The organism is Streptomyces sp. NPDC032091, assembly GCF_055580265.1.
The window spans coordinates 225,301-246,565 of sequence record NZ_JBVILR010000006.1 but is presented as its reverse complement, the minus strand read 5'-3'; the positions used below and the strand labels follow the sequence as shown (position 1 = coordinate 246,565).

Below are 21,265 nucleotides of genomic sequence, written 5' to 3'. Positions count from 1 at the left end.
GCGGGACGGAAGCAGCGAGGCTGTTGTCACTTGCCCACAAGGTCCACCACATGCGCACGCGCCCACTCCGGCGACGGATCGAACGCCTCGTCGTCTACACCGACAAGGCCGTCGGAGCTGACGAGACAAGCGCAGCAGCCGCCCTTTCCGGGCAGGGCAACCCGGCGCGAGCCCGAGGCCAGCTCTAACTACTCGTCAGTCAAGTCAGCAAAAGGTCAGCATTCGTCTGACCAAAGTCGATTACAGCCTGCAACACGTGAGACTCGACCGACGGCTCCGACGGGCCGTCGCGCCACAGCCGGCCGACCCTCCTGCGGAAGCGAAGCGGAGGGCCGGGTGCGAACACTGCACCCGGCCCGGGTCCGCATGAAATAGCAGGTCAACGCACCCTGCTCCGCGCTTTCAGGTGGGTTGGAGGCAGCTCCGGGGCGGGGATCGGAGGGCCGTCGTAGCCCTTGACCTCGCCGAAGCGGGTGCCGGCCATCCAGTCCTCGCGGGCCTGGGCGATCTCCTCGTGGGAGCGGCCGATCCAGTTCCAGAACATGACGATCTCCTCCTCGAACGGCTCGCCGCCCAGGAGCATCAGTGCCGCGTCCGAGGACGCGCGCAGGGGGAGCTCCGTGCGGCCGCAGCCCAGGTAGAGCATCGAGCCCGGGAGGAGGGGGACGTCGTCGGCGTGGGCCTCGCCGGACATGGAGAGGACCGCGTACTCGAAGTCCGGGTCAAGGGGGAGGCGGGTCTCGGTGCCGGCCGCGAGGGCGAGGTCGGCGCCGACGATGGGGGTGTACGCGGTGCCCGGGGAGGTCGCGGTGTCCAGGGTGCCGAGGATGACCGTGGCGTTCAGGCCGGGGGCCGTGACCTGCGGGAGGTCCGCGTGGTGCTGGAAGTGCGGCTCGACGTCGCGGTGGGCGTCGGGCAGGGCCACCCACAGCTGGGCGCCGTGCAGGAAGCGGGCGTGGGGGCGCGGGCTCTCCTCGGAGTGGCTGATGCCCCGGCCGGAGGTCATCAGGCCCAGCTCGCGCGGGCGGATCGTGGCGAGGCTCCCGACGCTGTCGCGGTGCAGGACCTCGCCCTGGTGCAGCCAGCTCACGGTCTGGAGGCCGGCGTGCGGGTGGGGGGCGACCTGCATGCCGGGCTCGTCGGCGATGTCGTCGGGGCCGTAGTGGTCGACGAAGCACCAGGCGCCCACCATGCGGCGGCCCAGGTTCGGCAGGAGGCGGCGGACCTCGGTGGATTCCCCGAGCCTGACCGTGCGCGGGCTGAGGAGCTCCCGTACCGGTTCGGCCACGACGAAACCGCGGCCGCCGCAGGAGGAGAGGGCGGGCTGGCGATCGAGATTGCTCATACGGGACAAGGTAGCCCCGCCGGGTGCGGTTGCCCCCGTTCCTTTCGGCGGAAGGACGCGGCGTGCGGGGCCCGGCGGCCGCCTCGGCTAGCCTGGGTCCGATATGAACCGCCTGACCACGCCTTTCGGCTCCTACGAACTCACCCGCTTCCCCCTCGACCCGCGCGACCGGCTCCGCGCCTGGGACGCCGCCGACGAGTACCTGCTGCGCCACCTCGACGCCGGTACCGGCGAGCGCGGCCCGGTGGACCTGGCCGGCGCCGGGCAGATCACGGTCGTCGGCGACCGCTGGGGCGCGCTGACGACGGCCCTGGCCGCGTACCACCCGGCCCAGATCACCGACTCCGCGCTGACCCGGGCGGCCACCGAGGCCAACCTGGACCGGGCCGGCATCGGCACCGCCAAGTCCACGGTGACCCTGCTGACCACGCGGGACGCGCCGCCCGCGCGGATCGACGTGCTGCTCGTCCGGGTACCCAAGAGCCTGGCACTGCTGGAGGACCAGCTGCGGCGGCTGGCCCCGCACCTGCACGAGGGCACGGTCGTCGTCGGCTCCGGCATGGTCAAGGAGATCCACACCTCCACGCTGGACCTCTTCGAGAAGATCATCGGGCCGACGCGCACCTCCCTCGCGGAGAAGAAGGCCCGGCTGATCTTCACCACCCCGGACCCGGCGCTGCTGGCCTCGGCCGGGGAATCGTCCTGGCCGCTGACGTACACGGTGGACCAGGACGGGGGCTCGGGCGCCGGGCTGACCGTGGTCAACCACGCCGGGATCTTCTGCGCCGACCGGCTGGACGTCGGCACGCGCTTCTTCCTCCAGTCCATCCCCACCAACACCGACGGCGCCCGGGTCGTGGACCTGGGCTGCGGCAACGGTGTCGTCGGCACGGCGGTCCAGGTCGCCGACCCGGACGCCGAGGTCGTGTTCACGGACGAGTCGTACCAGGCCGTCGCCTCCGCGCGGGCCACCTACGAGGCGAACGTCCGGCCCGGCCGGCGGACGGCGGAGTTCCTCGTCGGCGACGGGGTGGCGATGCTGCCGCCGTCCTCGGTGGACCTGATCCTCAACAACCCGCCCTTCCATTCGCACCAGGCGACCACGGACGCGACGGCGCTGCGCATGTTCGCGCAGTCGCGCAAGGCGCTGCGACCGGGCGGGGAGCTGTGGGTGGTCGCCAACCGTCACATGGGCTACCACACCCATCTGCGCCGGCTCTTCGGCAACTGCGAAGTGGCCGCGAGCGAGCCGCGGTTCGTGGTGCTGCGGGCCGTCAAGCGCGAGGAGCGGCCGCGCACCCGGTGACGGGGCACGGGCGCCCCATGTGACCTGCCGGTACACCCGCCGGTAGGTCCTACACTCGGCCGCGTGAGCACTGGGGCGGGGACGAACGGCGGGGACGGGCGGCGGCGCTGGCGCCGGGAGGAGGTGGCCCGGGCGGCCGGGGTCAGGGTGCGCAACCTGCGCTACTACCAGGAGCGCGGGCTGCTGCCGCCGCCGCTCCGGGAGGGCCGGATCGCCTGGTACTCCGACGACCACCTGACCCGGCTGCGGCTGATCAGCGACCTGCTGGGGCGGGGCTACACGGTCAACGGGATCGGCGAGCTGCTGGAAGCCTGGGAGCAGGGCGGCGGGATCTCCCAACTCCTGGGCCTGGAGCGGGAGATGACCCGGGACTGGGTGCGCGAGGAGCCGGTGACGATGACCCGGGCCGAGCTGCGCGAGCTGTTCGGCCCGGGGGCGACGGCCGCGCACACCCGGCGGGCGGCCGAGCTGGGTTACGTACGGGTCGACGGGGACCGGGTCACGTATCCGAGCCGGCAGTTGCTGGAGGCGACGGTGGCCCTGGTGCGGCAGGGGATGCCGCTCGGGGAGATCCTGGACGCCGGGGAGTTCGTACAGGAGCAGGCGGCGGCGCTGGCGGACCGGTTCGTCGGACTGTTCCGGAGGCATGTGATCGGCCCGGAGGGGCTGGGGACGCTTTCGGCCACCCAGCTGGATCACGTCCGGGAGGCGGTGGCGGCGCTGCGGCCGGTGGCGGGCGAGGTGGTGGCCTCGGAGTTCGCCCGGGCGATGGGGCGGCGGGTGGAGGCGGAGGTCGCCGAACTGCTGCGTACGGAGCAGTAGGAGTCGGCCTAAAGGGTGCGCTCGCACAACCTTGCCAACCACCATTGGCACTCTTACATTCAACTCGTCGGTAACAAAGGTGCACAGCCGAGATAAGGGACGATCTCATGGCAGATTCACCGTACTTACCAGAATTCGATTCCGGGGACGACCCCGACTCCGACTCCGCGAGCAGAGGGGAGGGCAGGGTCCGCTGGCGCCGGTTCGCGCTGCTGACCGTGCCCGCCGTGGCGGTGACCGCCGGGCTCGGCATCGCCCTCGCGCAGGGCGCGCTCGCCGCCTCCTTCGCGGTGTCGGGGCAGCAGTTCAAGGTGTCGGCGACCAGCCTGGAGGGCGAGGGCTTCGCCCAGTACGGCAGCGTCGACGTCAACGCCCGCCAGGAGCTGATCCCGGTGGCCGTCACCGCCATCAAGGAGGCCAAGCTGCACAGCCTCTGCCAGTCGGTGGTCACCACCCTCCCGGTGATCGGGGACATCTCCCTGAACCTCACCGCCGGCAAGAAGACCCCGGTCGAGGCCTCCAACCTGTTCGTGGACGCCACTCAGCTCGCGGGCGACGCCGAGTTCACGAACATCGAGATCGGGCGCGACGCCTCCACGCTGGACAAGGGGCCGGCCGAGGCGCAGGGCATGCAGGACCTGTTCGCCCAGCAGGCGGACAAGGTCAGCATCAGCAACCTCCGGCAGACGGCGTGGGCCACCAACGCCGGCACCTTCAAGCTCTCCGGGCTGAGCATGGACATCAGCAAGGGCAAGAAGGAATGCTTCTGAGCCGCTGGCGGCGGTGGCGGCGCGGCAGGCCCTTCTGGGGCGGGCTCTTCGCCGTCCTGGCCGGGGCGTGGATCTGCGTCCTTCCGCTGGCCCCGTTGAAGATCATGCTCCAGCAGGGCATCGCGGGGATCCCGTCCGTCCTGATGGGCATCATCATGATCGTCCTCGGTCTCACCGCCTGGCTCTCGCCCCGCCAGCGCGCCCTGGCCGGGGTGCTCACCACCCTGATCGCGACCGCCGCGCTGGTCCTGTCGAACCTCGGCGGGTTCCTGATCGGCACCCTGCTCGGCATCCTCGGCGGCGGGCTGATGTTCGCCTGGCAGCCGTACGCCGCCCCGCGCGCCGGGGGCTCCGCCGCCCCCGCCCGGCCCTCCCCCGCCGGGACCTCCCCCTCCCCCACTCCGCACCCCGATCCCCAAGGAGCACAGCCATGAGCCGTACGCGTACCGCGTTCGCCGTCGGCCTGGCGGCCGCGGCCGCCCTGACGGTGGCCTCCGCCACCGCCGACGCCGCCCCGTTACCGCTGGCCGGGTCGACGACCGTCACCCCCGCCGGGCACGCCTTCAAGGCGGCCCTCAGCGGGAAGGCCACCCTCAAGGCCGGTTCGGTCACGGTGACCTGCTCGGTCTCCGTCTCCACCGGTTCGGTGCCGGCCGCCCCCGGCAACCACAACGCGGCCGGGCCGGTGTCCTCGCCGATCACCCCGCCGACCTACAGCTCCTGCACGTCGAGCATGCCGGGCGTGACCCCGACCGTGACCACGAGCGGTGCCTGGTCGGTGTCCATGCAGAACGGCTCCCCCATCACGGCCACCATGACCGTGCCCACCGGCGGTCTGGTCGTGCACACCTCGGGCCTGGCCACCTGTACGGTCACCGCCGCCCCCGGCGGTCCGGCGAGCGTGCCGGGCACGTGGGCCAACGGCGCCCCGTCCAGCCTGACCTTCTCGGGCGCGTCCGTCCCGGTGACGGTGACCGGCGGCTTCGGCTGCCCGACCAGCGCGACCTCGTCCGCCTTCAACGCGGTCTACCTGGTCTCCGACACCACCGACCCCGCCCAGCAGATCACCGTCGCGCCCTGACGGCGGCCGCACCGTCCGCCGCCGCCCCCGGTACGCGGGGACGGCGGCGGATATTGCGTTGCCCGGGCCGGCCGGCCGGGGCGAAGCTCGGGGCATGTCACAGATCAACGAGCAGCACGGCACCGATCAGCACGGCACCGACCGGCACGGCACCGACGAGCACGGCGCCGCGGCCGAGGAACCGGCGCTCCGCGCCCCGCGCGGGGTGTCCGACCTGTTCTCCGGCGGCCGCCTCGTCGCCATCCCGCGCAAGGCGGCCCGGCGCGAGCAGCTGCTGGCGCACCTCACCGAGACCCTCTTCGCCCCGGACCGGGAGTACGCGGAGCCGGAGGTGAACGCCGCGCTGCGGACCGTGCACGAGGACTGCTCGGCGCTGCGGCGCTACCTGATCACCTCGGGGCACCTGACGCGCACCCGGGACGGCAGCAGCTACCGGCGGTCCGTGACCACCCGGTAGTGGGTCGTCAGCCGCCCGTCCTCCCCCAGCACGTGGAAGGCGAGGGCCGGCGGCTCGTCGAGGTACACGTGCTCGTCGGGGCCCGACGGCGCCTCCCAGGGAAGCCGGAGGGTGGACACCACCCCGGGCGCCACGAGCAGCGGCCGGCCGGCGAAGGTGGTCACCGCCGCCGTGTGGGCGTGGCCGCACAGGAAGGCCCGCAGGTGGGGGTGGCGTGCGGCGAGCGCCGCCAGCCGCTCCTCGCCGAACAGCCGGATGTCGTCCACGTACGGGGTGTGCAGCGGGACCGGCGGGTGGTGGAAGGCCACCAGGACCGGGACCTCGTGCGGGGTGCCGGTGAGGATCCCGTCGAGCCACTCCAGGGTGGAGTCCTCCAGGTGGCCGTGGTGCTCGCCGGGCACGGAGGAGTCACAGACGGCCAGGACGAAGCCGTCCCCGCGCAGCACCTGGTCGACGGGGCGCGCCGAGGGCTCCTCCTCGCCCAGCAGGACTCGCCGGAAGGCGGTGCGCTCGTCGTGGTTGCCGGGGCAGACGACCATCGGGTGCCGCGAGACGAGGTGCTTGCGGGCCTGCTCGTACTCCGCCGGGGTCCCGTCGTCGGCGATGTCCCCGCTGACCAGGACCGCGTCCAGGTCGTACGGGAGGGCGTCCAGGTACTCCAGCACCGCGCGGGTGCGCTCGGCGGCGCGGGGGCCGCCGTCGAAGTGGACGTCACTGAGCTGCGCTATCACGATCACGGACGGTGGCTCCTCCATCGCGGGTACGGGACCGCCCGGCGGCGGGGTGACGGCCGGTCACCGGCCGGGCGGGGACGGCCCGTTCAACCTATCCGACCGCGCGGGAGGGGCGGGCGGGCCCCCTGCGGGGAGCGCCCGCGGCCGGGAGCGGGCGCCCCGGGTTGCGGGAGCGGCCCGGATGGGGTTCGTTCGAAGGGGGTTCCCGGGACGGGGGTGAGCGGTGATGTCCTCCACGGGCCGGTTCTTCACCGACCGCGCGGACGCGGGGCGCGCGCTGGCGGACGCCCTGCGGCACCTGGCGGACGCGGACCCGGTGGTGCTGGGACTGCCCCGGGGCGGGGTGCCCGTGGCGTACGAGGTGGCGCGGGCGCTGGGGGCCCCGCTCGACGTGATCGTGGTCCGCAAACTCGGCGTCCCCGGCCACCGGGAGCTGGGTTTCGGGGCCATCGGCGAGGGCGGGGTGCGGATCGTCAACGAGGAGATCGTGCGCCGGAGCCGCGCCTCCCGGGCCGACCTCGACGCCGTCGAGCGGGCCGAGGAGGCGGAGCTGGCACGGCGGGCCCTGCGCTACCGGGAGGGCCGGGCGCGGGTGCCGATCGGCGGCCGGACGGTGATCGTCGTGGACGACGGCATCGCGACCGGCTCCACGGCCGCGGCCGCCTGCGCGATCGCCCGGGCGTCGGGCGCGGTACGGGTCGTCCTGGCCGCGCCGGTGGCCCCGCCGGAGGCGCTCGCCGCGCTGCGCGGGGCGGCGGACGAGGTGGTCTGCCTCTCGGTCCCGCCCGCGTTCCGCGCCGTCGGCGAGTGGTACCGGGACTTCTCCCAGACGCCGGACGAGGAGGTCGTCACCACCCTGGCCCGCCCGACGCACGACTCACCGCCCGCATCCTGACCCGCCCGCTGGACGGGCCGCGGAATTCGGGTGAGCGGGGCGGGGGTTCATGATCGGATGGGGGTGTCAGCGGGTCGTCGAGCGGCCCGGAGCCGGACATCCGAGGAGTCCCGATGCCCCCGTACGCGATCCCCACGGCCCGGCAGGGCGCGGTATGAGCCGGGGAGTGCTGGTCACCGGCGCCTCCCGGGGCATCGGGCGGGCCGTCGCCGCCGCGTTCGCCCGCCAGGGCGACCGGGTCGCCGTCCACGCCTCCGCGCCGCACGACGAGGCCCGCGAGACCCTGGCCGCCCTGGAGGGCGAGGGCCACGCCCTCGTCACCGGTGACCTCGGCGACCCGGCCCGCGTCGAGGGGCTGGTCGCCGAGGCCGCCGCGGCGCTGGGCGGGGTGGACGTCCTGGTGAACAACGCCGCCGCGATGATCGCGCACCCGCTGCCGGACACCTCGTACGCGGACTGGCAGGACGCCTGGCGGCGCACGGCGGCGGTGAACCTGTTCGGCGCGGCCGACGTCAGCTACTGCGTGGCCCGCCGCATGATCGACGAGGGCCGGCCGGGGCACATCGTCAACGTCGGCTCGCGCGGCGCGTTCCGCGGCGAGCCCGACCATCCCGCGTACGGGGCCACCAAGGCGGCCCTGCACGCCCTCGGCCAGTCCCTGGCCGTCTCCCTGGCGCCCCACGGCATCACGGTGGCTTCGGTGGCCCCGGGCTTCGTCGCCACCGAGCGGGTCTCCGGCCGGCTCCGGGGCGCGGAGGGCGAGGGGATCCGCGCCCAGAGCCCCTTCGGCCGGGTCGCCGAGCCGGAGGAGATCGCCTCGGCCGTGCTGTACCTGGCCTCGCCCGCGGCCAGGTGGAGCTCGGGCGCGGTCCTGGACGTCAACGGGGCGTCCTACCTGCGTACCTGACGCCCCGGCGCGGCTCAGCCCCGGTAGGCCTCCAGCAGCCGCAGCCAGACCTCGCTGATGGTCGGGAAGGCCGGCACCGCGTGCCACAGCCGGTCGATCGGCACCTCCCCGACGACGGCGATCGTCGCCGCGTGCAGCAGCTCGGCGGCGCCCGGTCCGACGAAGGTGGCGCCGAGGAGGACCTCCCGGTCGAGGTCGACGACCATCCGGGCCCGGCCCCGGTAGCCGTCGGCGTACAGGCCCGCGCCGGAGACCTTGCCCAGGTCGTGGTCGACGGCGCGCACGCGGCGCCCGGAACGCTCGGCCTCCGCCAGGGTCAGGCCGACCGCCGCGGCCTCCGGGTCGGTGAAGACGGCCTGCGGCACGGCCTCGGTGTCGGCGGTGGCGGCGTACGCGCCCCAGCGGCCGCCCTCCGGGGCCGGGGCGCCGGTACCCCGGCCCGCGCGGGCGGCGATGGCGGCTCCGGCGATCCGGGCCTGGTACTTGCCCTGGTGGGTCAGGAGCGCCCGGTGGTTGACGTCCCCGACGGCGTAGAGCCAGTCGTGGCCCTCGACCCGGCAGCTCTCGTCCACGCCGATCCAGTCGCCGGGGGTCAGCCCGACGGTGTCGAGCCCGATGTCCTCGGTGCGCGGGGCGCGGCCGGTGGCCATCAGCAGTTCGTCGCCCTCCAGCAGCTCGCCGCCCTCCAGGACCACGGTGACGGGGCCCGTCGGACCGTCCCGTACGACGGCCTCGACGGCCACCCCGGTACGGACGACCGCGCCGGCGGCGGTGAGGGCTTCGGCGACGAGTTCCCCGGCGAAGGGCTCCATCCTGGGCAGCAGCCCGGAGCCGCGGACCAGGACGGTGACCTGCGAGCCGAGGGCCTGCCAGGCGGTGGCCATCTCGCAGGCCACGACGGAGCCGCCGACGATCAGCAGCCGGCCGGGGACGTGCCGGGCGGAGGTGGCCTCGCGGCTGGTCCACGCGCCGGCGCCGTGCAGCCCGGGCAGGTCCGGGACGACGGCCCGCGTGCCGGTGGCGACGACGACGGCGTGCCGGGCGGAGAGGACGTGGTGCACGCCCTCGGGGCTGGTCACGGCCACCTTGCGGATGCCGTAGAGCCGGCCGTGGCCCCGGTAGAGGTGGGCGCCGGTGGATTCGAGCCAGTCGGCCTGGCCCGCGTCCTTCCAGTCGCCCGTCCAGTAGTCGCGGTGCGCGAACACCGCCTCGGCGTCGAGCGGCCCGGAGACGGCATGGGCCAGGCCCGGCACCCGGCGGGCGTCGGCGCGGGCCAGTGCCGGGCGCAGCAGGGCCTTGCTGGGGACGCAGGCCCAGTACGAGCACTCCCCGCCGACGAGTTCGCTCTCCACCAGGGCCGTGCTCAGCCCCGCGGCACGGGTCCGGTCGACGATGTTCTCGCCTGCCGGGCCCCCGCCGAGCACCACGACGTCGTACTCCACCGGTTCGGTCATGCCGTCCAGTGTCCCCGGGGGACGGGGGCCGCGTCCGGCAATCTCAGCCCTCCGGCGTGCCGGGCGCCCCCTCCTGCGCTTCCCCGGGGCCCGCCTGCCGCTGCGCGGCCTGCGCGGCGATCTTCTCGCGGACCTCGTCCATGTCGAGCGCGCGGGCCTGGCCGATCAGGTCGGTCAGCGCGGCCTCGGGCAGGGCGCCGGGCTGCGCGAAGATGGCCACCTGGTCCCGGACGATCATCAGCGTGGGGATCGAGGTGATCTGGAAGGCCGCCGCCAGCTCCTGCTGGGCCTCGGTGTCCACCTTGGCGAACACCAGGTCGGGGTGGGCCTCGGAGGCCTTCTCGTAGACGGGGGCGAACTGGAGGCAGGGGCGGCACCAGCCCGCCCAGAAGTCGATCAGCACGAACGGGTTCTCGCTGACCGTCCGGTCGAAGTTCTCCTTGGTGAGCTCGACTGTAGCCACGGTTCCTGACCTCCTGGTCGCTGCGTCCTGATCGCCGCTTCGCTGTGTGTCCTCGTGGAACGAACGGCCGGCCCGCGGCATTCCGCCGCGGGCTCCCGGGCCCTAGAACGGGTGACCCGGCGGGGTTCTGCGGACGGTGGTCCAGCGCAGTTCGGTGAAGGCGTCGAGGTTGGCCTCGCCGCCGAACCGGGCGCCCGTACCGGAGACGCCCACTCCGCCGAAGGGGGCCACCGCCTCGTCGTTCACGGTCTGGTCGTTGACGTGGGCGATCCCGGTCGGTATCCGCTCGGCCAGCTCCAGGCCGTGGGCCGCGTCACGGGTGACGATGCCCAGGGACAGCCCGTACGGGCCGGCCGCGGCCAGCTCGACGGCCTCGGCCTCGGTGGTGAAGGAGCGTACGGGCGCCACCGGCCCGAAGACCTCCTCCGTGTAGGCGGGGGTGTCGTCGGAGACGCCCGCCAGCACGGTCGGCCGGTGGAACAGGCCCTCGTGGGTGCCCCCGGCGACGAGTTTGGCGCCCCGTTCGACGCTTTCCCCGACCAGGCCGCGGACCCGCTCCAGCTGGGTCCCGTCGAGCAGCGGGCCCAGGTGGACCGGCTCGCGGTACGGGTCGCCGACGGTGAGCGCCTCGGCGCGGGCGGCGAGCCGTTCCACGTACTCGTCGTAGAGCGAGGCGTGGACGAGGTGGCGTCCGGCGGTCATGCAGATCTGGCCCTGGTGGAAGAAGGAGCCCCAGGAGGCCTGCGCGACGGCCGCCTCGACGTCGGCGTCGGCGAGCACGACGAGCGCCGAGTTCCCGCCCAACTCCAGGTGCGCCCGCTTGAGGTGACGACCCGCCAGCTCCCCGACGACCCGGCCGGCGGCGGTGGACCCGGTGAAGGAGACGACCCGTACGCGCGGGTCGGCCACCACCGCGGCGCCGGTCCCGGCGTCTCCCGGCAGGACGTGCAGCAGCCCGGCCGGGAGGCCGGCGGCGGCGAACACGGCGGCGAGGGCGAGGCCCCCGCAGACGGCGGTGCGGCGGTCCGGCTTGAGCAGGACCGCGTTGCCGAGGGCGAGGGCGGGGGCGACGGAGCGGATGGAGAGGATCAGCGGGGCGTTGAACGGGGCCACCACCCCGACCACCCCGGCCGGGACGCGGCGGGTGTAGGAGAGCCGGGGCGCCTCGCTGGGCAGCACCTGTCCGGCCGGGCGCGAGGCCAGCGCGGCGGCCTCGTAGCACTCCTGGGCGGCGACGTGCAGTTCGAAGTCCGCCTTGCCCGGGATGGATCCCGACTCCCGGACCAGCCAGTCCCGCAGCTCGTCGGCGTGCGCCGCGAACAGGTCACCGGCCCGGCGCAGCACGGCCGCCCGCTCGGTGTGGGTGGCCCGCGCCCAGTCGTGCTGCGCGGCCCGGGCGCGTACGGCGGCCTCCGCGACGTCGGCGGGGGCGGCGAGGTCGAGGGTGGCGAGGGTACGCCCGGTCGCGGGTTCGACGACGGGGGCCGTACCGCCGGTGAGGGTGGGTCCGTCCTGCCAGAGTGTCGGGTCGAGCAGCGGCATGGCGCGGGGCCTCCGGAGGGTGGGCGGGGTGGCGTGGGGCCTGCCGGTGCGGTGGCGGTGGCGGCGGCACCGGCTGGTGGCAGGCGCCATCGTGCCAGACCCCGGTCTCCGGATTCTGTTCAGTTATTGGGCAGTTGGGACCGGAGGCTGTCCGGAAACGATCGCCGCCGGGGGTGCCGGGGCGGGTGGCTGCCGCGGCGGCCGGCAGGCTGCCGCCCCGGGCCGGTGGTCAGCGTTCCAGGACCAGGGCGATGCCCTGTCCGACGCCGATGCACAGCGCCGCCATCCCGGTGCCCGAGCCCGCCGCCGCCAGCTGGTGGGCGACCGAGCCCGCCAGACGCGCTCCGGAGGCGCCCAGCGGGTGCCCGATGGCGATGGCGCCGCCGCGCGGGTTGACCACGGCCGGGTCCAGCTCGGGCCAGGCCGCCAGGCAGCCCAGCGCCTGCGCGGCGAAGGCCTCGTTGAGCTCGAAGGCGGCCAGGTCGGAGAGGTCGCGGCCCGCCTTGGCGAGCGCCCGCCGGACGGCGTCCACCGGGCCCAGGCCGAAGAACTGGGGCTCGATGCCGGTGACGGCGGAGGCGCTGATGCGCGCGAGCGGCTCGCGGCCGGTGGCGGCCAGGCCCGCCTCGTCGGTGAGCAGGAGGGCCGCGGCGCCGTCGTTGAGGGGGGAGGCGTTGCCGGCCGTGACGGTGCCCGAACCGTCCGTCCGGAAGGCCGGCTTGAGGCGGGCGAGGGCCTCGGGGGTGGAGCCCTCGCGGATGCACTCGTCGCGGAGCAGCTCCACGCCGGGGTACGGGACGACCTCGTCGGCGTAGAGGCCGGCGGTCCAGGCCGCGGCGGCCTTGCGGTGGCTGTCGAGGGCGAAGGCGTCCTGGGCCTCGCGGGTGATGCCGTGCTTCTCGGCGATGAGCTCGGCGCCCTCGCCGAGGGAGCCGGTCCACTCCGCGGGCATCCGGGGGTTGGTCATCCGCCAGCCGAGGGTGGTCGACCACATCTGCTGGTGCCCGGCGGGGTGCGCGCGCTCGGGCTTCTGCACCACCCAGGGGGCGCGGGTCATCGACTCGACGCCGCCGGCGATGGCGACGGAGGCGTCGCCGACGGCGATGGCGCGGGCGGCCTGGATCACGGCTTCGAGGCCGGAGCCGCAGAGGCGGTTGACGGTGGCGCCGGGGACGGTGACGGGCAGCCCGGCGAGGAGCACCGCCATGCGGGCCACGTCGCGGTTGTCCTCGCCCGCGCCGTTGGCGTCGCCGAAGACGACGTCGTCGATGCGGGCGGGGTCGAGGTCGGGGGTCCGGTCGACGAGGGCGCGGACGACGTGGGCCGCGAGGTCGTCGGGGCGGACTCCGGCGAGGGCGCCGCCGAACTTGCCGATGGGGGTGCGGACGGCGTCGACGACGTAGACGTCGCGGACGGTGCGGATGCTCATGGGGGCTCTCCTGGGCGGCTCCGTACGGTCGGCGGCGCGGCGGCGCCGATGTGGGCACCGGACCACACCCCCGGGCACGCCCGGTGGGGCGCGCCCGCAGTCTCCGCCGGGGTGACACTGCGTGTCAACGGGGTCCCCGGCCGGGCGGTGGGCGGGGCCGGGGCCGGCCGGGCCCACCCTCCGCCGCGACATGGCCGGCCGGGCGGTCAAGAGCCGGCGCTCCCCGGGGCCGGGCGGCCGTCGTGGCCGGGAGGAACGGCGTTGAGGCGGGCCGCCTGGCGGGTGAGGTGGGTGCGCTCGGCCAGGTTCGGGGCGCGGTGGGCGGCCTCCGCGTAGAGCCGGGCGGCTTCGGCCCGGTCGCCGGCCCGGTCGTGCAGCCAGGCGGCGACGGCCGCGTACCGGGGCAGGTCCGGGTCGAGCCCGGCCAGCGCGGCGAGTCCCGCGCGCGGCCCGTCGGCCTCCCCGACGGCCACCGCCCGGTTGAGCCGGGCGACGGGGCTGCCGGTGAGGGCGACGAGTTCGTCGTACCACTCGACGATCTGCGGCCAGTCGGTCTCCCGGGCGGTGCGGGCGTCGGCGTGCAGGGCGGCGATGGCCGCCTGGGCCTGGTACTCGCCGAGCCGGTCGCGGGCCAGTGCGCCGTGCAGGATCCCGATGCCCTCGGCGATGGCCGCCGTGTCCCAGCGGGCGCGGTCCTGCTCGGCGAGCGGGACCAGGCTGCCGTCGGGGGCGGTCCGGGCGGCCCGCCTGGCATGGTGCAGGAGCATCAGCGCGAGCAGTCCGGCCGGTTCGGGGTGGTCGACGGCGGCGGCGAGCCGGCGGGTGAGGCGGATCGCCTCGGCGGCGAGGTCGACGTCGCCCGAGTAGCCCTCGTTGAAGACGAGGTAGAGGACGCGCAGCACGGTGGCGACGTCGCCCGGCCGGTCGAGCCGCACCCCGGAGACGGTCCGCTTGGCGCGGCTGATCCGCTGCGCCATGGTCGCCTCGGGCACGAGGTAGGCGCGGGCGATCTGGCGGGTGGTGAGGCCGCCGACGGCCCGCAGGGTGAGGGCGACGGCCGAGGACGGGGACAGCGCGGGGTGCGCGCACAGGAAGTAGAGGCCGAGGGTGTCGTCGGCGCCGGGCGCGGGGCCCGGCGCCGGCTCGCGGTCGGCGAGGTCCTCGCGGCGCCGCCGGGCCGCGTCGGCGCGGGTCGCGTCGAGGAAGCGCCGCCAGGCGGCGGTCACCAGCCACCCCCGCGGGTCGCGGGGCGGGTCGGCGGGCCAGACGCGGAGGGCGTCGAGGAGGGCGTCCTGTACGGCGTCCTCGGCGGCCGCGAAGTCGGCGCCGCGACGGACGAGGACACCGAGGACGCCCGGGGTGAGCTCCCTGAGCAGGGCCTCGTCGAAGGCGGCGGGCGGGGCCCCGCCCGGGACCGGAGGGTCCGGGGCGGGGCGGGAGCCCGGGGCGGGGGCGGTCATCGGGGGCCGGTCACTCCGTGATCGTGGGCGGCTCGGACATGACGGGGCGCAGCTCCAGCCATTCGTGGATCGGCCGGCCGCCGGCGCCGGGGGCCGCCGACAGCTCGGCGGCGAGCTCCAGGGCCCGCTCGTGGGTGTCGACGTCGATCACCATCCAGCCGGCGATCAGGTCCTTGGTCTCGGCGAACGGTCCGTCGGTGACGGGCGGGCGCCCCTCGCCGTCGTAGCGGACCCAGGTGCCCTCGGGGGCCAGGCCCTGGGCGTCGACGAATTCGCCGGTCTGCTCCAGCTTCGCGGCGAAGTCGCGCATGTACCGGATGTGGTCGGAGACCTCCTGCGGGGTCCAGCGGTCCATGGGGACGTCGTTGCTCGGGGCCGGGGCGCCGCGGTAGTGCTTCAGCAGCAGGTACTTGGCCATGACGGTTCTCCTCGATCCGGTCCGACGCGTCCATTCTGGCCGCGCTCACCCCGGGGACGGAGCCGGCGCCGCGTTCTCGACATCCGCGGGGAAGATTTTTTTCCGGGCCGTGCCGGAGTGGCCCGCGGGCTGCCGCGCGGGAGGGTGCGGGCATCGCCGTTTGCGCCTACCGTCGGCCTTACCGATCGGTAGGGGGAGGCAGTCCATGGCGGACGCCGTTGCGGGGCTCGGGGAGATGGCCGCGGCACTGGCCGAAGGACGGGTGGGTTCGAGGGAGTTGACGGAGCGGGCGCTGGCGCGGATCGCGGCGGCGCAGTCCTCCCTCAACGCCTTCCGGATCGTGCGCGCACGGGCCGCGCTCGCCGAGGCGGAGGCCGCCGACCGGCGGCTGGCCCGGGGGGAGCGGCTGCCGCTGCTGGGCGTGCCCGTCGCCGTCAAGGACGACATGGACGTGGCCGGCGAGCCGACGGCGTTCGGCTGCGCCGGGGAGTTCCCGCCGAGGCCGGCCGACAGCGAGGCGGTGCGCAGGCTGCGCGCGGCGGGGGCGGTCGTCGTGGGCAAGACGCAGACGCCCGAGCTGGGGCAGTGGCCCTTCACCGAGGGGCCCGCCTTCGGCGAGACCCGCAATCCGTGGGACCCGGCGTACACCCCGGGCGGTTCCTCCGGCGGCTCCGCGGCGGCGGTGGCGGCCGGGCTGGTCCCGGCGGCGCTCGGCTCCGACGGGGCGGGCTCGGTGCGCATCCCCGCGGCGTGGACGCACCTGGTGGGGGTCAAGCCCCAGCGGGGGCGGATCTCCACCTGGCCGGAGCCGGAGGCCTTCCACGGGCTCACGGTGAACGGGGTGCTGGCCCGTACGGTCGCGGACGCGGCGCTGCTGCTGGACGCGGCGAGCGGTCCGGCCGCCGGGGACCTGCACCGGCCCGCGCCGGTGTCGGCGGTCGAGGCGGCGGGGCGGGCGCCGGGCCGGCTGCGGATCGCACTGTCCTTCGCGACGGCCTTCACCGCGACCGGCGGCAAGTCCTGCGACCCGGTGGTGCGTTCGGCGGTGGAGCGGCTGGCCGGGCGGCTGGAGGGGCTGGGGCACGAGGTGGTCCCGGAGGACCCCCGCTACGGTCCGATCGGCCTCACCTTCGCGCCCCGCGCGACCGCCGGCGTACGGGAGCTGGTGGTGCGGGCGCCGGACGCCGGTCTGCTGGACCCGCGCACCCGTGGCGCGGCGCGTACGGGCCGTCTGCTGGGCGGCGCCGCGCTGCGGCTCTCCCGGCGGGCGGAGGGGGCGCTGCGCCGCCGGGTCGGGGAGCTGTTCGGCCGGTTCGACGTGGTCCTCACCCCGACGACGGCCTCCGGGCCGCTGCGGATCGGTGCCCTGGCGGGGAGGGGGGCGCTGGCCACGGACCGGGCGATGATCGCGGCGTGCCCGTACGCCTGGACGTGGAACGTGCTGGGGTGGCCGGGCATCAGCGTCCCGGCGGGTTTCACCCCGCAGGGGCTGCCGCTCGGCGCGCAGTTGCTGGGCCCGGCGCACTCCGAGCCCCGGCTGCTGTCGCTGGCCGCGCAGCTGGAGGCGGAGGAGGGCTGGGCGGCGCACTGGCCGCCGGGGGCCCACCGGGCGGAAGTGGCCGGTCAGGCCGGAATTTGACGGCGGTTGACATGCACTTGACCGGGCACTTACCCGACACGCCTAGGCTCACCCGCGACCTGATCCACACCATGATCGACAAGGGGGTGCACGTCATGGGCGTGCAGGACGACAACAGGCGGGCCGTACTCGGGTTCTTCACTGCCGTGAACGAACGGCGTACCGCGGACCTGCCGCAGTACATGGCCGCGGACGTGGTCGACCACAACCAGATCATCCACGGTGAACCCGACGAGCCGGGCGCGGCCTTCGAGGGACTGCGCCAGCAGCTGGCGGCGTTCGATCCGCTGACCGTGCGGGTGGAGGAACTGGTCTCGGAGGGCGACCGCGTGGTCGCGCGCACGATCCAGTCCGGTACGCACGGCGGGAGCCACCCGCGCATGCCGGAGCCGACCGGCCGGTCGTTCGAGAACGAGGCCATCTGGTGGTTCACCCTGGACGGGGGCAAGATCTCGCAGATCCGCGGGGTCAGCGACCGGTTGGGCCTGTTCCTCCAGTTGGGCTGGGAGTGGCCGCAGGCCGACTGACTACCGAGACCGCCATGCCGTCGGTGCCGCCGCTCCCGGGCCCCGGCCGTTCTCGGCCGGGGCCCGGCGCGCCCACCGCTGCCCGGAAGTCTCCTCCCGGAGCCGGCACCCCCTATGTAATGTCACATGTCATGATGCTCTTACGTCGTACGGCGTTCGCCGCCGCCCTCCTCGGGATCGCCACCCTCCTGCCGGCCGCCACCGCCCACGCGGACACCGCGCCCGCCTGCGCCGCCGGCGCGCGCTCCTCCGTCCCGCCCGATGCCGAGCAGGGCCGGCTGTCCGACCCCCGGGCGGCCGCCTTCCCCGAGCGGGCCGGACTCGACGGCTTCGTACGCCGCTTCCCGGCCGCCCTGTGCGGTGTACGCGACGCCGCCGGGGCGCAGCGGCTGCTCGACACCTGGGGCGAGGCCCTGTGGCAGGCCGCCGTGAACCGGGCCCAGGGACGCCGGCCGGGCGGTGACCTGCCGGACCGGGACGACCGGCCGCTGTACTGGGCCCGACTCGCGATGACCGTGCAACTCGACGCCTGGCAGCCCGGGTTCGCGGTGGACCGGGCGGCCCTCAGGTCCCGGTTCGAGGACGCCTCGCGCGGTCTGACCGCCAACGAGTTCCGCGGCACCCGGGGCGTCCGGCGGATCTTCGTCAGCGGTTTCGACCCCTTCGGCCTGGACACCGAACTGCGCCGGGCCAACCCCTCCGGCTCGGCCGCCCTCCAGCTCAACGGCCGCCGGATCACCCTGGCCGACGGCACCCCCGCCGAGATCCGCGCCGTCGTCCTGCCCGTCCGCTACGCCGACTTCGACGCCGGGATCGTCGAGCGGGCCTACGGACCCCGGCTGGCGGCCGGTCCGCGCTCCGCCGACATGATCACCAGCATCAGCCAGGGCTACCCCGGCCTCTTCACCCTGGAGGCCTGGGCGGGCCGCAACCGCTCCGCGGACCCGTACCCGGACAACGTCCGCGCCCTGTCGGGCGGTACGCCCGAACACCCGGCGACCGCGCCGGGCCTGGGGCCCGGCGCCGAGTTCCTGCGCACCAGCCTGCCCACGGACGCGATGACCGCCGTCCAGAGCCCCTACCCCGTACGGCTGAACACGGCCGTCACCGAGATACCGGCCGGGCAGGCCGACCCGGTGGACCGCGAGGACGGCCCCACCCCCGGTTCGCGCGCCGTCGCGGGCGGGGGCGGCGGATACCTCTCCAACGAGGTCGCCTACCGCTCCAACCGGCTCCGGCTGGAGCTGCGCCCCGGCCTGCCCGGCGGCCACCTGCACACCCCCGTGCTGACGGGGCTGCCCGCGGAGGCGGACCGGCTGACCGGGCCGGAGTTCGAGGGGAACGAGGCCGCGATCACCGCGCAGGTGCTGGAGGTGCTCCGCGCGTCCGGCGGCCCCGCCCCGCGCTAACGCAGGGCGCCGAACGCCCTGGTGAAGGCCAGCGGCTGCTGGAGGACCGAGCTGCAGGTGGCGTCCGCGTGGTCCAGCGCGCCCGCGGGGCACTGCCGGTCGCGCGCCGCGGACCACATGGCCAGCCGTCCGATGCCCTTCGCCTGGGCGAAGTCCACGAGCTGCGTCGCGTCGGAGACCGAGAAGACCTCCGACGCGACGTCGTTCACGCCGATCATCGGGGTGACGGCCACGGCCTTCCAGGCCGCCTGGTCGGACAGGCCGAGGACCCCCTTGAGCTGGGCCTGCGTGGCGGTCGCGGCCTGGATCGCGTACTGGCCCATGTCCCCGCCGTACGCGGGCCCGTAGTCCATCGCCATGATGTTGACCGAGCCGATCCGCACCCCGTTGGCGCGGGCGTCGGCGAGCAGGGCCACGCCCGGCTGGGTCAGCCCCTCGGGCATCACGGGCAGGGTGAAGGCCACGTCCAGGCCCGGGTGGGACTTCTGCAGCCGGGCTATGGCCTGCGCCCGGCGGGTGTTCGCGGCGGTGTCGGGCAGGGCCGCGCCCTCGATGTCGAAGTCGACCTTGGTCAGCCGGTACTGGTCGACCACCTTCCCGTAGGCCGCCGCGAGTTCGTCGGCGCTCGCGCAGTTCAGCGCCAGCTCACGGCCGGCGGCCCCGCCGAAGGACACCCGGACGTCGCCGCCGCGGGCGCGCAGCGCGCCGATCTGAGCGGCCACCTTGTCGGCGGCCAGGTCGGTGACGCCGCCCCACAGCGGGGTGCAGCCGGCGCCGGCGGTGACGAAGGCGAGGTGGAACTCCCTGACGCCGGTGCTCGTCGCGGTGTCGAGCAGGTCGTAGGCCGGGTAGAGGGAGGTGTCGACGTACGGGGCGAAGCGGGCGCCGCCGCCGGGTGCGGGTGCGGTCGCGGTCGCGGTGGGCTTGGCGGTGGGGGCCGCCGTCGGGGTGGCCGGGGCGGTGGCCGTGGCCGTGGGCGCCGTCGAGCCGGTCGGCGGCGGGGTCGGGCGGGTGGTGGGGCGGCCGCTGGGCTGCGGGGTCGCGCTTTGGTCGATGGAGCACTTGACGCCGTTGATCAGGCACCCCTTCGGGCCGCCGGTTCCGCCGGTCCCGCTCGCGACGAATCCGACAGTGACGGACGCCCCGGGCGCGAGCTCCCGGTTCCAGCTCGCGGGCTTCACGGTGACGTGCTGCCCGGTCACGGTGTGGGCGCCGTTCCACAGCGAGTCGATCCTCGTGCCGGCGGGCAGGTCGAACTCCAGGGTCCAGTCCGCTTGGGTGCCGCCGCTGCCGTTGGTGATGACGTACTGGCCGGTGTAACCGCCGCTCCAGGAGCTGGCGGTGGTGTAGACGGCGCCGACGGAGGTGGCCTGCGCGGTCCCGGCGAACGCGAACGCCGCGCCGCCGATCACCGCCGCCACCACGATCGCGCCCGCGGCCTTCGCCTTCGCGCCGGCCCTGCGACGGTGACGGGTGGTGCTGCCCATGGCGTGCCTGCCTCTGTTCCTCGGGGGTGGGGTGCGGCAGCACGCTAGCGGCCCCGGAACGGACATTCGTTCGTTTCGGGGCGGGGTGAACGAGCCTTAGGCTCCGCTTAAGGCAGCGGTAAGCGGGCCATCAGGATGGGTCGGCGGGCTGCCACAGTTCGACCCGGTTGCCCTCCGGGTCCGTGACCCAGGCGAAGCGGCCGACGCCCTGCATCTCCTGGGGCTCCCCCGCCACGTCGGCGCCCTTCGCGCGCAGCTGCGCCAGCATCGCGTCGAGGTCGCGGACGCGGAAGCCGAGCATCGTTCCCTGGGCCCGGGAGCCGAAGTACTCCGTGTCGGCCTCGAAGGCCGCGAAGACCGTCGGACCGGGCTCCGGTTGCCACAGGCCGTGTTCGTCGAGGTCCAGACCCAGGCAGTCGCGGTACCACGCGGCCAGTGCCGCGGGGTCGCCCGCCCGGATGAAGTAGCCGCCGATTCCCCGCACTCGTTCCATGCCGCCATCCTGCCAGGGCGGGCCGCCGGAGGGGGCCGGGCGCGGCGGCGTCACCCGCCCGGCGGTCCGGCTGGCCCGCCACGGGGCCGCGTACCGCTAACCTCGCCCGGATGACGGCACTTTCACATCACGGCAACGGATACGTCGAGCAGCCCGGACGGGACGGCTTCACCGCCACCGTCGAGGCCGATCCCCTCGCGATCGGGCCGGTGCGCACCGAGTACGCGCCCGACCCGGACGGGGACCCGGACCCGGGCGAGATCGTGTGGACCTGGGTCCCCTTCGAGGAGAACGACGGGCGGGGCAAGGACCGCCCGGTGCTGGTGGTCGCGCGCGAGGCGGGCGGGGCTACGCTGCTCGCCGTGCAGCTGTCCAGCAAGCGGCACGACGCCGACCGCGAGTGGGTCCCGATCGGCTCCGGGCCCTGGGACTCCGCCGGGCGGGAGTCGTGGGTGGACGTGGACCGGGTGCTGCGGGTCCACGAGGCGGGGATGCGGCGCGAGGCCTGCGCGCTGGACCGGGCCCGCTTCGGGCTGGTGGTGGACCGGCTCCGCGAGCGCTACGGCTGGCAGTAGCCGCGCGGGCGGGCCCGATCCGCGACCGGGCCCGCCCAGGAGCCGGCGGCGC

General features: G+C 75.2%; 21 protein-coding genes and 1 pseudogene. 12 read left to right on the top strand and 10 right to left on the bottom strand.

The genetic code is table 11. From position 1 onward, the window contains the following. Positions 1 to 379 precede the first annotated feature (379 nt). The gene (locus tag ACZ5NJ_RS13070) at positions 380 to 1,345 is read right to left on the bottom strand and encodes a pirin family protein (RefSeq protein WP_468764901.1); all 966 of its coding nucleotides are present in this window, start codon (positions 1,343 to 1,345) and stop codon (positions 380 to 382) included. A 103-nt stretch (positions 1,346 to 1,448) separates the two neighbouring features. Between ACZ5NJ_RS13070 and ACZ5NJ_RS13065 the strand changes: the two genes are divergently transcribed. From ACZ5NJ_RS13065 to ACZ5NJ_RS13040, 6 genes are all read left to right on the top strand, one after another. Further along, entirely contained in the window at positions 1,449 to 2,651 is a 1,203-nt protein-coding gene (locus ACZ5NJ_RS13065) for a methyltransferase (RefSeq protein WP_468764900.1), read from the top strand. Between the two features lie 63 nt (positions 2,652 to 2,714). Next, positions 2,715 to 3,473 (top strand): MerR family transcriptional regulator, encoded by a 759-nt coding sequence (locus tag ACZ5NJ_RS13060; RefSeq protein ID WP_468764899.1) that lies wholly within the window; start codon positions 2,715 to 2,717, stop codon positions 3,471 to 3,473. 212 nt (positions 3,474 to 3,685) lie between these two features. After that, positions 3,686 to 4,243, top strand: coding sequence for a DUF6230 family protein (locus ACZ5NJ_RS13055; protein WP_468764973.1), 558 nt, complete (start codon positions 3,686 to 3,688; stop codon positions 4,241 to 4,243). Continuing rightward, positions 4,234 to 4,677: a DUF6114 domain-containing protein gene (locus ACZ5NJ_RS13050; protein WP_468764898.1), complete on the top strand. Its 444-nt coding sequence runs from the start codon at positions 4,234 to 4,236 to the stop codon at positions 4,675 to 4,677. Before ACZ5NJ_RS13055 ends, ACZ5NJ_RS13050 begins: the two co-directional genes overlap by 10 nt. Next, the gene (locus ACZ5NJ_RS13045; RefSeq protein ID WP_468764897.1) at positions 4,674 to 5,324 is read left to right on the top strand and encodes a hypothetical protein; all 651 of its coding nucleotides are present in this window, start codon (positions 4,674 to 4,676) and stop codon (positions 5,322 to 5,324) included. Before ACZ5NJ_RS13050 ends, ACZ5NJ_RS13045 begins: the two co-directional genes overlap by 4 nt. Positions 5,325 to 5,529: 205 nt before the next feature. Next, on the top strand, positions 5,530 to 5,781 hold the full coding sequence (locus ACZ5NJ_RS13040) for a DUF2087 domain-containing protein (protein ID WP_468764972.1): 252 nt from the start codon (positions 5,530 to 5,532) through the stop codon (positions 5,779 to 5,781). Here the strand turns inward: ACZ5NJ_RS13040 and ACZ5NJ_RS13035 are convergent. Further along, entirely contained in the window at positions 5,754 to 6,518 is a 765-nt protein-coding gene (locus ACZ5NJ_RS13035) for a metallophosphoesterase (RefSeq protein ID WP_468764896.1), read from the bottom strand. The two genes, ACZ5NJ_RS13040 and ACZ5NJ_RS13035, sit on opposite strands and share 28 nt — an antisense overlap. A gap of 223 nt (positions 6,519 to 6,741) precedes the next feature. On the opposite strand from ACZ5NJ_RS13035, the pseudogene ACZ5NJ_RS13030 reads away from it, so the two are divergent. After that, positions 6,742 to 7,401 (top strand): annotated as a pseudogene (locus ACZ5NJ_RS13030) (phosphoribosyltransferase); the annotation flags it as partial. Between the two features lie 163 nt (positions 7,402 to 7,564). Then, on the top strand, positions 7,565 to 8,317 hold the full coding sequence (locus ACZ5NJ_RS13025) for an SDR family NAD(P)-dependent oxidoreductase (RefSeq protein ID WP_468764895.1): 753 nt from the start codon (positions 7,565 to 7,567) through the stop codon (positions 8,315 to 8,317). A 14-nt stretch (positions 8,318 to 8,331) separates the two neighbouring features. Here ACZ5NJ_RS13025 and ACZ5NJ_RS13020 read toward each other — a convergent pair whose 3' ends face one another. The 6 genes from ACZ5NJ_RS13020 to ACZ5NJ_RS12995 form a co-directional block, all read right to left on the bottom strand. Next, the gene (locus ACZ5NJ_RS13020; RefSeq protein WP_468764894.1) at positions 8,332 to 9,771 is read right to left on the bottom strand and encodes a dihydrolipoyl dehydrogenase family protein; all 1,440 of its coding nucleotides are present in this window, start codon (positions 9,769 to 9,771) and stop codon (positions 8,332 to 8,334) included. 43 nt (positions 9,772 to 9,814) lie between these two features. Then, positions 9,815 to 10,234: a thioredoxin family protein gene (locus ACZ5NJ_RS13015; RefSeq protein WP_468764893.1), complete on the bottom strand. Its 420-nt coding sequence runs from the start codon at positions 10,232 to 10,234 to the stop codon at positions 9,815 to 9,817. 102 nt (positions 10,235 to 10,336) lie between these two features. Continuing rightward, positions 10,337 to 11,776, bottom strand: a complete 1,440-nt coding sequence (locus ACZ5NJ_RS13010; protein ID WP_468764892.1) for an aldehyde dehydrogenase family protein — start codon at positions 11,774 to 11,776, stop codon at positions 10,337 to 10,339. A 229-nt stretch (positions 11,777 to 12,005) separates the two neighbouring features. Then, entirely contained in the window at positions 12,006 to 13,205 is a 1,200-nt protein-coding gene (locus ACZ5NJ_RS13005; RefSeq protein WP_468764891.1) for a thiolase family protein, read from the bottom strand. A 206-nt stretch (positions 13,206 to 13,411) separates the two neighbouring features. Then, positions 13,412 to 14,665 (bottom strand): RNA polymerase sigma factor, encoded by a 1,254-nt coding sequence (locus tag ACZ5NJ_RS13000; protein WP_468764890.1) that lies wholly within the window; start codon positions 14,663 to 14,665, stop codon positions 13,412 to 13,414. A 10-nt stretch (positions 14,666 to 14,675) separates the two neighbouring features. Next, on the bottom strand, positions 14,676 to 15,083 hold the full coding sequence (locus ACZ5NJ_RS12995) for a YciI family protein (RefSeq protein WP_468764889.1): 408 nt from the start codon (positions 15,081 to 15,083) through the stop codon (positions 14,676 to 14,678). 205 nt (positions 15,084 to 15,288) lie between these two features. Between ACZ5NJ_RS12995 and ACZ5NJ_RS12990 the strand changes: the two genes are divergently transcribed. The 3 genes from ACZ5NJ_RS12990 (at position 15,289) to ACZ5NJ_RS12980 (ending at position 18,658) form a co-directional block, all read left to right on the top strand. Further along, positions 15,289 to 16,722 (top strand): amidase, encoded by a 1,434-nt coding sequence (locus ACZ5NJ_RS12990; RefSeq protein ID WP_468764888.1) that lies wholly within the window; start codon positions 15,289 to 15,291, stop codon positions 16,720 to 16,722. Between the two features lie 71 nt (positions 16,723 to 16,793). Further along, a complete protein-coding gene (locus ACZ5NJ_RS12985; RefSeq protein ID WP_468764887.1) occupies positions 16,794 to 17,249 on the top strand; it encodes an ester cyclase in 456 nt (151 codons plus the stop codon). Positions 17,250 to 17,380: 131 nt separating this feature from the next. Further along, a complete protein-coding gene (locus tag ACZ5NJ_RS12980) occupies positions 17,381 to 18,658 on the top strand; it encodes a pyroglutamyl peptidase (RefSeq protein WP_468764886.1) in 1,278 nt (425 codons plus the stop codon). Here the strand turns inward: ACZ5NJ_RS12980 and ACZ5NJ_RS12975 are convergent. Both ACZ5NJ_RS12975 and ACZ5NJ_RS12970 read right to left on the bottom strand, forming a co-directional pair. Next, a complete protein-coding gene (locus ACZ5NJ_RS12975; RefSeq protein WP_468764884.1) occupies positions 18,655 to 20,145 on the bottom strand; it encodes a cellulose binding domain-containing protein in 1,491 nt (496 codons plus the stop codon). The two genes, ACZ5NJ_RS12980 and ACZ5NJ_RS12975, sit on opposite strands and share 4 nt — an antisense overlap. Positions 20,146 to 20,275: 130 nt before the next feature. Further along, on the bottom strand, positions 20,276 to 20,638 hold the full coding sequence (locus ACZ5NJ_RS12970; protein WP_468764883.1) for a VOC family protein: 363 nt from the start codon (positions 20,636 to 20,638) through the stop codon (positions 20,276 to 20,278). Positions 20,639 to 20,748: 110 nt separating this feature from the next. Here ACZ5NJ_RS12970 and ACZ5NJ_RS12965 point away from each other — a divergent pair, with 110 nt between their 5' ends. Then, positions 20,749 to 21,213 carry a type II toxin-antitoxin system PemK/MazF family toxin gene (locus ACZ5NJ_RS12965; RefSeq protein ID WP_468764882.1) on the top strand — a complete coding sequence of 155 codons (465 nt, stop codon included), beginning with the start codon at positions 20,749 to 20,751 and terminating at the stop codon, positions 21,211 to 21,213. The last annotated feature ends 52 nt before the right edge of the window (positions 21,214 to 21,265 follow it).

Coding starts and splice junctions, on each gene's coding strand:
- ACZ5NJ_RS12975 (WP_468764884.1), bottom strand. CDS start 20,145: ATGGGCAGCACCACCCGTCACCGTCGCAGGGCCGGCGCGAAGGCGAAG.
- ACZ5NJ_RS12990 (WP_468764888.1), top strand. CDS start 15,289: ATGGCGGACGCCGTTGCGGGGCTCGGGGAGATGGCCGCGGCACTGGCC.
- ACZ5NJ_RS12985 (WP_468764887.1), top strand. CDS start 16,794: ATGATCGACAAGGGGGTGCACGTCATGGGCGTGCAGGACGACAACAGG.
- ACZ5NJ_RS13010 (WP_468764892.1), bottom strand. CDS start 11,776: ATGCCGCTGCTCGACCCGACACTCTGGCAGGACGGACCCACCCTCACC.
- ACZ5NJ_RS13020 (WP_468764894.1), bottom strand. CDS start 9,771: ATGACCGAACCGGTGGAGTACGACGTCGTGGTGCTCGGCGGGGGCCCG.
- ACZ5NJ_RS13000 (WP_468764890.1), bottom strand. CDS start 14,665: ATGACCGCCCCCGCCCCGGGCTCCCGCCCCGCCCCGGACCCTCCGGTC.
- ACZ5NJ_RS12965 (WP_468764882.1), top strand. CDS start 20,749: ATGACGGCACTTTCACATCACGGCAACGGATACGTCGAGCAGCCCGGA.
- ACZ5NJ_RS13025 (WP_468764895.1), top strand. CDS start 7,565: ATGAGCCGGGGAGTGCTGGTCACCGGCGCCTCCCGGGGCATCGGGCGG.
- ACZ5NJ_RS12970 (WP_468764883.1), bottom strand. CDS start 20,638: ATGGAACGAGTGCGGGGAATCGGCGGCTACTTCATCCGGGCGGGCGAC.
- ACZ5NJ_RS13005 (WP_468764891.1), bottom strand. CDS start 13,205: ATGAGCATCCGCACCGTCCGCGACGTCTACGTCGTCGACGCCGTCCGC.
- ACZ5NJ_RS12995 (WP_468764889.1), bottom strand. CDS start 15,083: ATGGCCAAGTACCTGCTGCTGAAGCACTACCGCGGCGCCCCGGCCCCG.
- ACZ5NJ_RS13070 (WP_468764901.1), bottom strand. CDS start 1,345: ATGAGCAATCTCGATCGCCAGCCCGCCCTCTCCTCCTGCGGCGGCCGC.
- ACZ5NJ_RS12980 (WP_468764886.1), top strand. CDS start 17,381: ATGATGCTCTTACGTCGTACGGCGTTCGCCGCCGCCCTCCTCGGGATC.
- ACZ5NJ_RS13045 (WP_468764897.1), top strand. CDS start 4,674: ATGAGCCGTACGCGTACCGCGTTCGCCGTCGGCCTGGCGGCCGCGGCC.
- ACZ5NJ_RS13065 (WP_468764900.1), top strand. CDS start 1,449: ATGAACCGCCTGACCACGCCTTTCGGCTCCTACGAACTCACCCGCTTC.
- ACZ5NJ_RS13050 (WP_468764898.1), top strand. CDS start 4,234: ATGCTTCTGAGCCGCTGGCGGCGGTGGCGGCGCGGCAGGCCCTTCTGG.